General features: G+C 71.1%; 10 protein-coding genes. 1 reads left to right on the top strand and 9 read right to left on the bottom strand.

Annotation, left to right across the window (positions count from 1 at the left end; genetic code table 11):
* Positions 1-241: 241 nt before the first annotated feature.
* The 7 genes from araA to araB form a co-directional block, all read right to left on the bottom strand.
* Entirely contained in the window at positions 242-1744 is a 1503-nt protein-coding gene (araA, locus tag NMK34_RS18190; protein ID WP_318334434.1) for an L-arabinose isomerase, read from the bottom strand.
* A 26-nt stretch (positions 1745-1770) separates the two neighbouring features.
* Positions 1771-2763, bottom strand: a complete 993-nt coding sequence (yjfF, locus tag NMK34_RS18195; protein WP_013286824.1) for a galactofuranose ABC transporter, permease protein YjfF — start codon at positions 2761-2763, stop codon at positions 1771-1773.
* Positions 2760-3830, bottom strand: coding sequence for an ABC transporter permease (locus NMK34_RS18200; protein WP_194799093.1), 1071 nt, complete (start codon positions 3828-3830; stop codon positions 2760-2762). Before NMK34_RS18200 ends, yjfF begins: the two co-directional genes overlap by 4 nt.
* Positions 3827-5395 (bottom strand): sugar ABC transporter ATP-binding protein, encoded by a 1569-nt coding sequence (locus NMK34_RS18205; protein WP_318334435.1) that lies wholly within the window; start codon positions 5393-5395, stop codon positions 3827-3829. The genes NMK34_RS18200 and NMK34_RS18205 overlap by 4 nt, the downstream gene beginning before the upstream one ends.
* 72 nt (positions 5396-5467) lie before the next feature.
* Positions 5468-6463, bottom strand: coding sequence for an ABC transporter substrate-binding protein (locus tag NMK34_RS18210; RefSeq protein WP_262011900.1), 996 nt, complete (start codon positions 6461-6463; stop codon positions 5468-5470).
* Positions 6464-6560: 97 nt separating this feature from the next.
* Positions 6561-7232: an L-ribulose-5-phosphate 4-epimerase gene (locus NMK34_RS18215; RefSeq protein WP_135240597.1), complete on the bottom strand. Its 672-nt coding sequence runs from the start codon at positions 7230-7232 to the stop codon at positions 6561-6563.
* Positions 7229-8911, bottom strand: coding sequence for a ribulokinase (araB, locus tag NMK34_RS18220; protein ID WP_318334436.1), 1683 nt, complete (start codon positions 8909-8911; stop codon positions 7229-7231). Before araB ends, NMK34_RS18215 begins: the two co-directional genes overlap by 4 nt.
* Positions 8912-9565: 654 nt before the next feature.
* Between araB and NMK34_RS18225 the strand changes: the two genes are divergently transcribed.
* Entirely contained in the window at positions 9566-11221 is a 1656-nt protein-coding gene (locus NMK34_RS18225; RefSeq protein ID WP_318334437.1) for a glycoside hydrolase family 27 protein, read from the top strand.
* A 59-nt stretch (positions 11222-11280) separates the two neighbouring features.
* Here the strand turns inward: NMK34_RS18225 and mmsB are convergent, their stop codons facing one another.
* Together mmsB and mmsA are read right to left on the bottom strand one after the other, a co-directional pair.
* On the bottom strand, positions 11281-12531 hold the full coding sequence (gene mmsB / locus NMK34_RS18230) for a multiple monosaccharide ABC transporter permease (protein WP_318334438.1): 1251 nt from the start codon (positions 12529-12531) through the stop codon (positions 11281-11283).
* Positions 12528-14063: a multiple monosaccharide ABC transporter ATP-binding protein gene (gene mmsA, locus NMK34_RS18235; protein WP_318334439.1), complete on the bottom strand. Its 1536-nt coding sequence runs from the start codon at positions 14061-14063 to the stop codon at positions 12528-12530. The genes mmsB and mmsA overlap by 4 nt, the downstream gene beginning before the upstream one ends.
* Between the last annotated feature and the right edge of the window lie 76 nt (positions 14064-14139).

The following is a 14139-nucleotide window of genomic DNA, read 5'->3' on the forward strand; positions in this document are numbered from 1 at the left end:
CCTTCGTCGACCTTGTGCCCGGGCACGGCGGCACGCGCCGACGACGTCGGCGTTATCGCTAACAGCGATGCCCACCCAGGCGGGAGCCGGATCCCTGGCAACTGCGGCGCAGATCGCGCCCGGAACGGCCCGCGAGCGGTGCCGGTGACCCTATCCATCGACTGTGAGCGATAACATGTCGTTCGTCAAGCCGTAACGCGGGGCACCGCCGCGCGGGCCGGCACGATCGGCCGGCGAGGGCTCAGAAGCCCCGGGCGAGCCGGTAGTACGCCTGGTTCCAGCGCAGCTCGTCGGCGAAGCGGTGCGGACGGGTCTCGGCGTCGATGACCACCAGCTCGGTCCGGGCCATCGCGGCCAGGTCGCGCAGCTCCTCCACGCCGACGGCCTGGGACAGCACGGTGTGGTGCGGCGCGCCCGCGGTGATCCACGCCTCCGCCGAGCCGGCCAGGTCGGGCTGCGGACGCCACACCGCGCGCGCCACCGGCAGGCGGCGCAGCGGGTGCGGCGGCGGCACCACGTCCACCGCGTTGGCGACCAGCCGGAACCGCTCCCCCATGTCCGCCATGCCCAGCACGACAGCCGGGCCGGGCGCGGCGTCGAAGACCAGCCGGACCGGGTCCTCCCGCCCGCCGATGCTCAGCGGGTGCACCTCCGCGCTCGGCACGTCGGCGGCGATACTCGGGCACACCTCCAGCATGTGCGCGCCGAGGATCAGCTCCTGGCCGAACGTCAGGTCGTAGGTGTAGTCCTCCATGAACGAGGTGCCGCCCGGCACGCCCACGGCCATCGCCTTGAGCGTGTGCACCAGCACCGAGGTCTTCCAGTCCCCCTCACCGCCGAAGCCGTAGCCGTCGGCCATCAGGCGCTGCACCGCGATCCCGGGAAGCTGGCGCAGCCCGCCGAGGTCCTCGAAGTTCGTGGTGAACGCCCGGAATCCGCCGGCCTCCAGGAACGCGCGCAGGCCCAGCTCCTGACGTGCCGCGTACCGCAGCGAGTCGTGCCGGTCCCCGCCGGGCCGCAGCTCCGGCGCCACCCGGAAGGTGTCGTCGTACTCCTTGACCAGGTCGTCCACCTGCGCGTCCGCCACCTGGTCGACGGCCGCGACCAGGTCGTTGACGCCGTAGGTGTTCACCGAGACGCCGAAGCGCAGCTCCGCCTCGACCTTGTCGCCCTCGGTGACCGCGACGTCGCGCATGTTGTCGCCGAAGCGGGCCAGCCGCAGCGTCCGCACCGCCGACCAGCCGATCGCGGCGCGGGCCCAGGCCGCGACCCGCCCGACGACGCGCGGGTCGGTGACGTGCCCGGCGACGGTCTTGCGGGCCACCCCGAGCCGGGTCTGGATGAACCCGAACTCCCGGTCGCCGTGCGCGGCCTGGTTGAGGTTCATGAAGTCCATGTCGATCTCGTCCCACGGCAGCGCCACGTTGGCCTGCGTGTGCAGGTGCAGCAGCGGCGTGCGCAGCGCGTCCAGCCCGGAGATCCACATCTTGGCCGGTGAGAACGTGTGCATCCAGGCGATCACCCCGACTGCGCCCTGCGTGGCCGCGTCCCGGCAGGCGGCGAGGATGTCCGCGCTGGAGGTGAGGACCGGCTTCCAGACCACGCGTACGGGGATGTCCGGCGACTCGTCCAGGCGCGCGGCGATCAGCCGGGACTGCTCGGCGACCTGCCGCAGGGTGTCCTCGCCGTAGAGGCCCTGGCTGCCGGTGAGGAACCAGACCTCGGGCTGGGGGTGAGTTGCCATGTTGTTGCCTTCCGCGCTAGGAACCGTCACTTGAACCGGATGCCGATGAGGCGCTGGAGGAGGATGAACGCGAACAGCAGGCCGCCGATCACGATCTTCGTCCACCAGGAGTTGAGGCTGCCGTCGAACGTGATCAGCGTCTGGATCACGCCCAGCACCAGCACGCCGAGCACGGTGCCGAAGACGTATCCGGAGCCACCGGTGAGCACGGTGCCGCCGATCACCACGGCGGCGATCACGTCCAGCTCCATCCCGACGGCGATCAGCGGCGCGCCGGACAGCGTGTAGAACGACAGCAGGATGCCGCCGATCGCCGAGCAGAGCCCGCTGATCGTGTAGACGGCGATCCGGGTCCGCGCCACCGGCAGGCCCATCAGCAGCGCCGACTGCGCGTTGCCGCCGACCGCGTACACGTTGCGGCCGAACCGGGTGTACGCCAGCACGTACGCCGCGATCAGCACCACCGCGAACGCGATCAGCACGCTGATCGACACGAAGTTGCCGGCCGGGTCGCCGATGCGCTGCTGCGACATCGAGGTCCAGAAACCGTCGGTGATGGAGATGGAGGCGTCGCTGATGAACGTGCACATGCCCCGGGCGAAGAACATCCCGGCGAGTGTCACGATGAACGGCTGGATCTCGAAGAAGTGGATCGCGCAGCCCATCAGGAAACCGAGCGTCGGGCCGATCAGCAGCGCGATCACCAGCACCAGGGCGGCGGGCAGGCCGTCACGCAGCAGCGCGGCCGACACCATCGCGGTCATCGCCACCACCGAGCCGACGGACAGGTCGATGCCGCCGGTGAGGATCACGAACGTCATGCCCACCGCGACGACGAGCAGGAAGCCGTTGTCGATGAAGACGTTGAAGACGACCTGGACGTTGGAGAAGGCGCGGTACTGGGACACGCCGATGCCGTACATGACCAGCAGCAGGGCGAGCGTGGCCAGCACCGGGACGTGCCGCCGGGGCAGGCTGGGCCGCCAGGACCGGCCGGTGGTCAACGACGTGCTGCTCATGCCGGCACCTGCTCCTTCTCCCGCTGCGGTGCCGCCGGGCCGGGTTCGGCCCCGCGCCGTCGCCGGCGCAGCCGGGCCCGGAACGCCGGGGCCTGCACGAGGCAGACGGCGATGACGACGACCGCCTTGAACAGCAGCGACGTCTGCGGCGAGATGTTCATCGCGTACACGGTGGTGGTCAGGGTCTGGATGATCAGCGCGCCGAGCACGGTGCCCCCGAGGGAGAACCGGCCACCGGCCAGCGACGTGCCGCCGATGACGACGGCCAGAATCGCGTCCAGCTCGATCCACAGGCCGGCGGCGTTGCCGTCGGCGCTGGAGACGTTCGCGGTGACCATGAAACCGGCGAGCGCGGCACAGGCGGCGCTGATCACGTAGACGAGGAAGACGATGCGCCGCGACCGGATGCCGGCGAGCCGGCTGGCCTCGGCGTTACCGCCGACCGACTCGACGATCAGGCCGAGCGCGGTACGGCGGGTGAATGCGGCCACGAGCAGCGCGGCGGCGAGCGCGATCAGGATGGCCAGCGGCAGCGTCAGGAAGTGCCCGAGCCCGATCGCCCGGTACGGCCCGGAGTTGATCGTGATGATCTGGCCCTCGGTGACGAGCTGGGCGATGCCCCGCCCGGCCACCATGAGGATCAGCGTGGCGATGATCGGCTGGATGCCGATGACCGCGACGAGTATCCCGTTCCAGGCGCCGAGCACGAGCGCGGCGCCGAAGGCCAGTGCGAGCGCGGTGGCCACCGTGGCCGGGCTGTTCTGGTCGGCCGCCCCGCTGATGTGCAGGCAGGCGATCGCGCCGCTGATCGCGCAGAGCGAGCCGACCGACAGGTCGATGCCGCCGGTGGCGATGACGAGCGTCATCCCGAGCGCGACCAGGATCAGCGGCGCGCTCAGCCGGAGGATGTCGATCGGCGTGCCGTACAGGTGGCCGTTCTTGACCTCGACGGCGAGGAAGCCGGGACGGTAGACGGTGTTCGCGGCGATCATGACCACGAGCACGAGCGCCGGCCAGAACAGGCGGTGGCCGGTCAGCGGGCGGAGGCGGTCGGCGACGGCGGTCATGGGGTCACCTCCTCCCGGGACGTTCCACTGGCGATGGTGCGCATGACGCGGTCGGCGTCGAGCGTGTCGTCGTTGTCGAGCTGGGCGACCATCTCCCGGTCGCGCATCACCGCGACCCGGTGGCTCAGGCGCAGCACCTCCTCCAGCTCGGCGGAGATGAACAGCACCGCCATGCCGCCGTCGGAGAGCTGCACCACCAGCTTCTGGATCTCGGCCTTGGCGCCGACGTCGATGCCGCGGGTCGGCTCGTCCAGGATCAGCAGGCGCGGCTCGGTGATCAGCCAGCGGGCCAGCAGCACCTTCTGCTGGTTGCCGCCGGAGAGGTTGCGCACCGGCAGCTCCGGGTTGGCCGGGCGGATGCTCAGCGCCTCGACGTACCGGCGGACCAGCTCGTCCTGGCGGCGGCGCGGGATCGGGCGCAGCCAGCCGCGCGCGGCCTGCATCGCCAGGATCATGTTCTCCCGGACGGTGAGTTCCGGGACGATGCCCTCGGCCCGGCGGTTCTCCGAGCAGAACCCGACGCCCTGGCCGATGGCCTGGATCGGGTTGCGGACCGGCGCCCGGCCACCGTCGAGCCGGACCTGGCCGTGGTCGGCCCGGTCCGCGCCGAAGATCAGCCGCGCCACCTCGGTCCGGCCGGAGCCGAGCAGGCCGGCCAGGCCGACCACCTCACCGGCGTGGATGCGCAGGCTGAACGGGGCGACCGCGCCGCGCCGGCCCAGCTCGGTGGCGTCCACGAGCGGGGCCGCACCGCCGGCGTCCACGAGCGGGGCCGCACCGCCGGCGTCGACAGAGGCGCGCTTCTGCTGCTCGTCGAGCCGCTCCAGCACGTCCAGCTCCTGCCCGATCATCTTCTCGACCAGGCTGAACTGCGGCAGTTCCTCGGTGCGGTACTCCCCCACGAGCCGGCCGTTGCGCAGCACCGTGATCCGGTCGGCGATGCCGTAGACCTGGTCGAGGAAGTGGGTGACGAACAGGATCGCGATCCCCTCGTCGCGCAGTTGCCGCATGATCCGGAACAGCTGCGCGACCTCGCCGGCGTCCAGGCTGGACGTCGGCTCGTCCAGGATCAGCACCCGGGCCCGCACGTCGATCGCCCGGGCGATGGCGACCATCTGCTGCACCGCGAGCGAGTACGAGCCGAGCGGCGCGGAGACGTCGAGGTCGAGGTCGAGCCGGGCCAGCAGGTCGCGGGCACGGCGGCGCATCTCGCCCCAGCGCACCGCGCCGAACCGGCGGGGCTCCCGGCCGATGAAGACGTTCTCCGCCACCGACAGGTTGGTGCAGAGGTTGACCTCCTGGTACACGGTGCTGACACCGGCCGCGGCGGCCTGCATCGGACCGGAGAACGAGACCTGGTCGCCGTCGAGCGTGACGACGCCCGCGTCGGTCCCGTAGACGCCGGTCAACACCTTGATCAGGGTGGACTTGCCGGCGCCGTTCTCGCCCATCAGGGCGTGGACCTCGCCCGGGAACAGCCGGAAGTCGACGTCGTGCAGCGCGCGGACCCCGGGGAAGGTCTTGCTGATGCCGGTCATGGTCAGGACCGGACGGTTACCCGTCATCCCATCGGACCTCTTCTTCGACGGTGGTGGTACGGGGGCCGCCGTCGGTTGCGACGGCGACCCCCGGGTGACTCAGTACTTGCGGTTGGGCAGTGCCTCCTTGGCCTGCTCCTGGGTGAACGTGGTCTCCTCGGTCTCGATCCGGGCGGGCACCTCCTCGCCGGCCTTGACCTTCTTGACCAGGTCCATCAGCTGCGGGCCGAGCAGCGGGCTGCACTCGGCGATGAAGTTGAACTTGCCGTCCGCGAGGGCCTGCATGCCGTCCTTCACCGCGTCGACGGTGATGATGGTGATGTCCTTGCCGGGCGTCTTGCCGGCCGCGGTGATCGCCTCGAGCGCGCCGAGGCCCATGTCGTCGTTGTGCGCGAAGAGCACGTCGATCTTCGGGTTGGCCTTGAGGAACTGCTCCATCACCTGCTTGCCGCCGGCGCGGGTGAAGTCACCGGTCTGCGAGGCGACGATCTTCAGGTTGGGGTTGGCGGCGATCGCCTCGGCGAAGCCCTTCTTCCGGTCGTTGGCCGGCGCCGAGCCGGTCGTGCCCTGCAGCTCCACGATGTTGACCGGGCCGGACGCCGACTTCTTCTGCTCCACCAGCCACTCGCCGGCGAGGCGGCCCTCCTTGACGAAGTCCGAGCCGAGGAACGTCTTGTAGAGCGACTTGTCGGCCGAGTCGACGGCGCGGTCGGTCAGGATCACGGGGATCTTGGCGTCCTTGGCCTCCTTGAGCACGGTGTCCCAGCCGGACTCCACCACCGGCGAGAAGGCGATCACGTCGACCTTCTGCTGGATGAAGTTGCGGATCGCCTTGATCTGGTTCTCCTGCTTCTGCTGGGCGTCGTCGAACTTCAGCTCGATGCCCGCCTCGGCCGCCGCCTCCTTGATCGAGGTGGTGTTTGCGGTACGCCAGCCACTCTCGGCGCCCACCTGGGAGAAGCCCAGGACGATCTTGTCGTTGCCGTCGCCGGAACCGCCGCCGGTGTCGCTGTTGCCGCACGCGGCCATGCTGGCGGCGAGCAGCACGCCGGCGAACGCCGCGATGACCGTGCGTGCCGTGCTCCTGCTTCTCATCGATTCTCCTCCGGGGTTGGATGTTCCGGGCACACGGCCGGCGGGGAGCCGGAGCGGCCCGGGTGTGGTGGTGGGGGGTGCGCGGCGCGGTCCGCGGTCAGTGCGCCGGCGGGCGTTGGCCGTACACGTTCTGGTAGCGGTCGTAGAGCGAGTCGATGTCGGCCGGCGCGATCGGCACCGGCCGGCCGAGCGCGCGGGCCAGGTGGGCGGTGCGGGCCACGTCCTCGCACATCACCGCCGCCTTGACCGCCGCCCGGGCGTCGCGGCCGATGGTGAACACGCCGTGGTTGCGCATGAGCACCGCGGGTGAGCGGTGCCCGGACAGCGTGCTGACGATGCCCTTGCCGATGTCGTCGCCGCCGATCAGCGCGAACGGCCCGATCGGGATCTCCCCGCCGAACTCGTCGGCCTGCGCGGTCAGCCAGCACGGGATCGCCTCGCCGCGGGCCGCCCAGGCGGTGGCGTAGCCGCTGTGCGTGTGCACGACGCCGCCGACCTCGGGCATCGCGCGGTAGACGTAGGCGTGCGCGGCGGTGTCGCTGGACGGGGCGCCGTCGCCGTCGACCACCGCGCCGTTGAGGTCGCAGACCACCATGGCCGCCGCGGTCAGGTCGTCGTAGTCGACGCCGCTGGGCTTGATGACCATCAGATCCTGACCGGGTACGCGGGCCGACACGTTGCCGGCGGTCCAGGCCACCAGGTCGTAGCGGGTCAGTTCGCGGTGCAGGCGCGCCACCGTCTCGCGCAGCGCGTCGACCTGGCTGTTCATCCGACCACCTCCAGGGTCGCGGCGGCGCGGTCCGCGGCGGCGTCGGCCGCCGCGTTGCGGATCGCCCGCAGGCGGAGCATGACGTCGTTCGCGCCACGGCCGAAGTGGTCGTGCAACGCGCGGTACTCGGCGTACAGGGCGTCGTAGGCCCGCACGTTCTCCGGTACGGGCCGGTAGACGGCCTCGTCGATGCGCCCCATCGCGGCGGACGCCTCGTGGATCGTCGGGTACGCCCCGGCGGCGACAGCCGCGTGGATGGCCGAGCCGAGCGCCGGGCCCTGGGCGGAGCCGATGATGCTCAGCGGCCGGTCGGTGACGTCGGCGTAGATCTGCATGAGCAGCCGGTTGGAGGTGAGCCCGCCGGCCACCACCAGGTCGTCGACCGGCACACCGGCCTGCGCGAACGCCTCGACGATCATCCGCGTGCCGTACGCGGTGGCCTCCAGCAGCGCGCGGTAGACGTCCGGCGGCCGGGTGGCGAGCGTCAGCCCGACGATCATCCCGCTCAGGTCGTGGTTGACCAGCAGGGACCGGTTGCCGTTCCACCAGTCCAGCGCCACCAGCCCGTGCGCGCCGACCGGCTGGGCGGCGGCGGCCTCGGTGAGCCGCTCGTGCGAGTCGAACCCGGCCGGGGCGGCGTGACGGACGAACCAGCCGAAGATGTCCCCCACCCCGCTCTGCCCGGCCTCGAAGCCCCAGGCGCCGGGGCTGATGCCGCCGTCGACCACGCCGCACATACCCGGTACCTCGGCCGGGTGGGTGCCGTTGAGGACGTGGCAGGTGGAGGTGCCCATGATGGCGACCAGCCGGCCGGGCCGCAGCGCCTGGGCCGACGCGGCGGTGACGTGGGCGTCGACGTTGCCGGCCGCGACCGCGATGCCCTCGGGCAGTCCGGTCCAGGCGGCGGCGCGGGCGCTGAGCGTGCCGGCCCGCGCGCCCAGCGGCAGCAGCGGACCGTCCAGCTTGGTCACGAAGTCGGCGAAGCCGGGGTCGAGCGCGGCCAGGTAGTCCGGCGACGGGTAGCTGCCGTCCTGCCGGATGCCCTTGTAGCCGGCGGTGCAGACGTTGCGGGTCTCGGCGCCGCAGAGCTGCCACACGATCCAGTCGGCGGCCTCGATGAAACGCTCGGCCCGCCGGTAGACCTCCGGATCCTCCTCCAGGATCTGCAGGCCCTTGGCGAACTGCCACTCCGCGGAGATCTTGCCGCCGTAGCGGCCGAGCCACGGCTCGCCGCGTTCTTCCGCCAGCGCGTTGATCCGGTCGGCGTGCGGCTGCGCGGCGTGGTGCTTCCAGAGCTTCACCCAGGCGTGCGGACGGTCACGCAGTTGCGGGATCTCGCACAGCGGTGTGCCGTCGGCGAGCGTCGGGAGCACGGTGCAGGCGGTGAAGTCGGTACCGATGCCCACCACCCGGGACGGGTCCACGCCGGCTTCGGCGAGCGCGGCCGGCACCGCGTGGCGCAGCACGTCGCGGTAGTCGTCCGGATCCTGGAGGGCCCAGTCCGGGGGCAGCGCCGGGCCGCCGTCGGGAAGCGCGGTCTCGATGACCCCGCGCCGGTACTCGTGCACCGCCGTACCGAGTTCGGCGCCGTCCCGGACGCGGACCACGAGCGCCCGCCCGGACAGCGTGCCGAAATCGACACCGATCACGTACCGGTCGGACGCGTCCACTTCGCTCATTTGCACCTCCGCCGTGTCACGGAGTTAGTGTTAGCGCTCACATATACATCCGTCAAGACACCTCCGGGCAACAGCTGCGTAACGAGGAACCACCCTCGCCGGACCACCGCGGCCGGGCGGCACGGACCGGCGGAGCCGTGCCCGGAGGAGATCCACACGGACGCGGTCCCGGTCCGGCCGCCGAGTCCCGGCGAGCGTCTTGTTAGCGACAACAATCGATGCCTCGGTGGATCCTCGGGCGGCCGTGATCGGCGCTGCGGGCTCCGGCCTGCGGGGAGGGTCTCCCGAGGTCGCACAGCGCCCCTCAGCGGCACTTTTCCCGGCCCCGACACCCGCGCGAACGGTCGCCGACAGAGGGCTGGCGGATCACCTTGCTATTTACAGGGTTTGATGTCAGCGATAACATTCTCGCCATCCCTGCTTCGTGGCGCCGCCGTCCGGGAAACCCCGGCGCCGCAGCCGGGCGGCGACGCGGACGGCGACCCCGTCGACCGCCGGACCCCACCACCCACGAGCGCCCGCCGGTGACCGGCCGGCCCCTCTCCACTGCCGTGCCGCGTACGTCCCCGCGCACCCCGGGCGACGCCGCGCGACCGGCGGGCCGCTCCCAACCGGACGCCGGCACGGCCGGCGCCCGGCGACCGAGGAGGATCAGTGCGCAGATGGACCCGACGGACGCTCGCCGTCCTGGGCGTCGCGGCGGTGGCGCTCGCCGCGACAGTCACCGACCAGGCCCTGGCCCCGCGTCCCGCCCGGGCGCTGGACAACGGCGTCGCCCGTACCCCGCCGATGGGGTGGAACACCTGGAACACCTTCGGCTGCAACATCAACGAGACCCTCATCCGCCAGACCGCCGACGCGATGGTCAGCAACGGCCTGCGCGACCTCGGCTACAAGTACGTCGTCGTGGACGACTGCTGGTTCGACCCGAACCGGGACGCGCAGGGCAACCTCCAGGCGCACCCGCAGCGGTTCCCCAGCGGGATGAAGTCGCTCGGTGACTACCTGCACGCCCGGGGCCTGCTGTTCGGCATCTACCAGGTACCGCTGGACAAGACCTGCGCCCAGGTCGGCGGCGCGTTCCCCGGCGCCACCGGCAGCCTCAACCACGAGTACCAGGACGCGCGGCAGTTCGCCGCCTGGGGCGTGGACTACCTCAAGTACGACTGGTGCTCGTCCACCGGCACCATCAACGACCAGGTGGCGCGGTTCGGCATCATGCGCGACGCGCTGGCCTCCACCGGCCGGCCGATCGTCTACAGCATCAACCCCAACAGCTACCACGCCAAGACCGGGCCGCAGCGCAACTGGAGCGACGTGGCGAACCTCTGGCGGACCACGGAGGACATCACCAACGCCTGGAACACCGGCCAGACGAACGGCTACCCGATGGGCATCCAGAACATCGTCGACGTCACGGTGCCGCTGGCCGGGTACGCCGCGCCCGGCGGGTTCAACGACCCGGACATGCTCGAGGTCGGCCGAGGTGGCATGAACGACACGGAGATGCGCAGCCACTTCGCGCTCTGGGCGGTCCTGGCCGCGCCGCTGATGATGGGCAACGACGTACGGTCGGCGAACGCGGCCACGCTGGCGATCCTGCGCAACGCGAACCTGGTCGCGATCAACCAGGACACGCTCGGACGTCAGGCGGCCCAGGTCTCCTTCGACGGCACCCGGCGGGTGCTGGCCAAGCCGCTGGCAAACGGCGACGTGGCGGTCGCCCTGTTCAACCAGGGCGGCTCGACCACCACCGTCTCCACCACGGCTGCGGCGGTGGGCAAGAGCGGCAGCTCGTTCACGCTGCGCGACGCGTGGACCGACGCCACCTCCACCAGCACCGGCACGATCTCCGCCAGCGTGCCCGCGCACGGCACCGTGGTCTACCGGGTCAGCGGAGGCGGCACCACCACCCCGCCGCCGGTCCCGACCACGTTCCGGCTGCGCAGCGAGTCGTCCGGCCGGTGCCTCGACGTGGACAACGCCGGCACCGCGAACGGCACCGGGACGCTGGTCTGGGATTGCCACAACAACGCCAACCAGCAGTTCACCGCCAACGGCCAGGCGTTGCAGGTGCTGGGCAAGTGCCTGGACGTGCCGACGAACGCGACGGCCGGCACCCGGGTGCAGATCTGGGACTGCAACGGCGGCACCAACCAGCAGTGGACCGTCAACGGCAACGGCACGGTGAGCAACGGGCGCTTCCCGTCGCTGTGCCTGGACGTCGACAACGCGGGCACCGCCAACGGCACCCGGGTGATCGTCTGGACCTGCCACGGCAACGCCAACCAACGGTGGAGCCGGGCGTGAGCGGCTACGGCCGGTGAACGGCGGCCGGCCGGACGAAGGGGCGAGCGTCCGGCCGGCCGTCACCGGGCGCCGGCCGCCCGGCGCTTGTTCCAGATGTCGAACGCCACCGCGACGAGCAGTACCAGGCCCTTGACCACCGACTGGACGGACTGGTCGACGCCCATGAGCTGCATCCCGTTGCTCATCACCGCCATGATCAGGCCACCCACCATGGCGCCGACCACGGTGCCGACGCCACCGGTGACCGCCGCGCCGCCGATGAACGCCGCCGCGATCGCGTCCAGCTCGAACATGTTGCCCGCCGCCGGCTGGGCCCCGTTGGAGCGGGACGAGTAGATGACGCCCGCCACGGCGGACAGGAAGCCCATGTTGACGAAGATCCAGAAGTTGACCCGCTTCACCCGTACGCCGGACAGCATCGCCGCGGGCAGGTTGCCGCCGATGGCGTACACCTGGCGGCCGAACACCGTGCGGCGGGTGAGCAGGCCGTAGACGAGCACGAGCACGGCGAGCACGATCAGCACGATCGGCAGGCCCCGGGCGTGGGCGAGCTGCCAGGCGAACCACATGACCACGGCGCCGACCACCACGATCCGCAGGACGAACAGCGGGAACGACTCCACCGGCTGCTCGTGGCGCACCCGGGCGATCCGGGTGCGGAACACGCTCACCGCGTACCCGACCACGGCGAAGGCGCCGATGAACAGCGTGAACGCGTCGTAGCCCTGGCCGCCCAGCAGGCCGTTGAGGAAGCCGGCCGCGACCCGCTGGTACTCCTCCGGGAACGGCGACAGCGAGATGTTGTCCAGCACGCGCAGCGTCAGACCGCGGAACAGCAGCATGCCGGCCAGGGTGACGATGAACGCCGGGATGCCCGCATACGCGACCCAGAGCCCGTGCCACGCGCCGACCGCGACACCCACCGCGAGTGCGGCCAGGACGCCGGCCCACCAGGGCATGCCCTCGCGGATGACCAGCACCGCCGAGACCGCTCCGGTGAGCGCCACCACCGATCCCACGGACAGGTCGATGTGCCCGCCGATGATCACGATGACCATGCCGATGGCGAGCACCAGGATGTAGGAGTACTGGAGGACGATGTTCGTCAGGTTGCCGGGGCTCAGCGAGACGCCGTCGGTGAGGACGGCGAACAGCGCGACGATCACCACCAGGGCGATGTAGATGCCGCTCTGCCGCAGGTTGCCCAGGATCAGCGCACGCGGGTCGCTGGTGCCGGTGTGCAGGCTCGCCGCCGCGCCGGTGTCCGGCGTGGCGACCTTCGTGGCGGGGGGAGGCTTCGTGCTGGTCATCGGACGAGATCCCTGTCCTTGGTCATGAGTTCCATCAGGTTCTCCTGGGTGGCCTCGGCCACCGGCGTCTCCCCGATGATCCGGCCGGCCGCCAGGGTGTAGATGCGGTCGCACATGCCGAGCAGCTCGGGCAGTTCGGAGGAGATGAGCACGACGGCCTTGCCGTCCGCCACCAGCCGGTTGACGATCGTGTAGATCTCGAACTTCGCGCCCACGTCGATGCCCCGGGTCGGCTCGTCGAGGATCAGCACGTCCGGGTCGGTGAACAGCCACTTCGCCAGCACGACCTTCTGCTGGTTGCCGCCGGAGAGCTTGCCCACCGACATCACCGTCGGCGCCTTGATGTTCATGTCGCGCCGGCCCCGCTCGGCGACCTGGATCTCGCGATTGCCGTCGATCCAGCCCCGCCGGGCCAGCCTGTCGAGCGCGGCGGCCGAGACGTTGCCGCGGACGTCGTCGATGAGGTTGAGGCCGTAGTGCTTGCGGTCCTCGGTGGCGTACGCGATGCCGTTGGCGATGGCCTCGGCGACGGTGCGCGCCCGTACCTCACGGCCCCTGACGAACAGCCGGCCCCTGATGTCCCGGCCGTACGCCCGGCCGAACACGCTCATCGCCAGCTCGGTGCGCCCGGCGCCCATCAGGCCGGCGATGCCCACGACCTCACCCGCGCGCACGTGCAGCGACGCCCGGTCGACGACCAGGCGGTCCTGGGTCGGGTGGCGCACCGACCAGTCCTCGATCCGCAGCACCTCGTCGCCGGGCGTCACGCTGCGGGCCGGGTAGAAGGCGGCCAGGTCGCGCCCGACCATGCCGCGGATGATCCGGTCCTGGGTGACGGCGCCGTCGGACATGTCCAGCGTCTCGACGGTACGGCCGTCGCGGATGACTGTGGTCGAGTCGGCGACGGCGGTGATCTCGCCGAGCTTGTGCGAGATCATGATGCAGGTGATGCCCTGGTCTCGCAGCCGGCGCATCAGGTCCAGCAGGTGCGCCGAGTCGACGTCGTTGAGTGCCGCCGTGGGCTCGTCGAGGATCAGCAGCCGTACCTTCTTGGACAGCGCCTTGGCGATCTCCACGAGCTGCTGCTTGCCGACGCCGAGCTGGATGACCGGGGTGACCGGGTTCTCGTGCAGCCCGACCGACCGCAGCAGCGCCGCGGCCTCCGCGTTGGTCCGGTGCCAGTCGATGAGCCCGCCGCGGCCGCGGCGCTCGTTGCCGAGGAAGATGTTCTCGGCGATCGACAGGTAGGGCACCAGGGCGAGTTCCTGGTGGATGATGACGATGCCGCGGGCCTCGCTGTCCTGGATCCCCCGGAACCCGACCGGCTCGCCGTCGAAGACGATCTGGCCGTCGTAGCTGCCCGCCGGGTAGACCCCGGACAGCACCTTCATCAGGGTGGACTTTCCGGCGCCGTTCTCACCGCAGATCGCGTGGATCTCGCCGCGCCGTACGGCGAGCGAGACGTCCTGGAGCGCGGCCACGCCCGGGAAGGTCTTCGTGATGCCCCGCATCTCGAGGATGTGATCGCTCATGGGTATCCGTCCTGCTCGTGGTCGAGGTGTCCGGAGCGGACGGGCCCGGTGGCGCGGCGGCCGCCGGGCCCGTCGC

Origin of the sequence: Micromonospora sp. BRA006-A, assembly GCF_033433935.1 — a bacterium.
GTDB lineage: Bacteria > Actinomycetota > Actinomycetes > Mycobacteriales > Micromonosporaceae > Micromonospora > Micromonospora aurantiaca.

Bases quoted from the DNA above. Each gene is read 5' to 3' on its own strand.
- araA (WP_318334434.1), bottom strand. From the start codon at position 1,744: ATGGCAACTCACCCCCAGCCCGAGGTCTGGTTCCTCACCGGCAGCCAG.
- yjfF (WP_013286824.1), bottom strand. From the start codon at position 2,763: ATGAGCAGCACGTCGTTGACCACCGGCCGGTCCTGGCGGCCCAGCCTG.
- NMK34_RS18200 (WP_194799093.1), bottom strand. From the start codon at position 3,830: ATGACCGCCGTCGCCGACCGCCTCCGCCCGCTGACCGGCCACCGCCTG.
- NMK34_RS18205 (WP_318334435.1), bottom strand. From the start codon at position 5,395: ATGACGGGTAACCGTCCGGTCCTGACCATGACCGGCATCAGCAAGACC.
- NMK34_RS18210 (WP_262011900.1), bottom strand. From the start codon at position 6,463: ATGAGAAGCAGGAGCACGGCACGCACGGTCATCGCGGCGTTCGCCGGC.
- NMK34_RS18215 (WP_135240597.1), bottom strand. From the start codon at position 7,232: ATGAACAGCCAGGTCGACGCGCTGCGCGAGACGGTGGCGCGCCTGCAC.
- araB (WP_318334436.1), bottom strand. From the start codon at position 8,911: ATGAGCGAAGTGGACGCGTCCGACCGGTACGTGATCGGTGTCGATTTC.
- mmsB (WP_318334438.1), bottom strand. From the start codon at position 12,531: ATGACCAGCACGAAGCCTCCCCCCGCCACGAAGGTCGCCACGCCGGAC.
- mmsA (WP_318334439.1), bottom strand. From the start codon at position 14,063: ATGAGCGATCACATCCTCGAGATGCGGGGCATCACGAAGACCTTCCCG.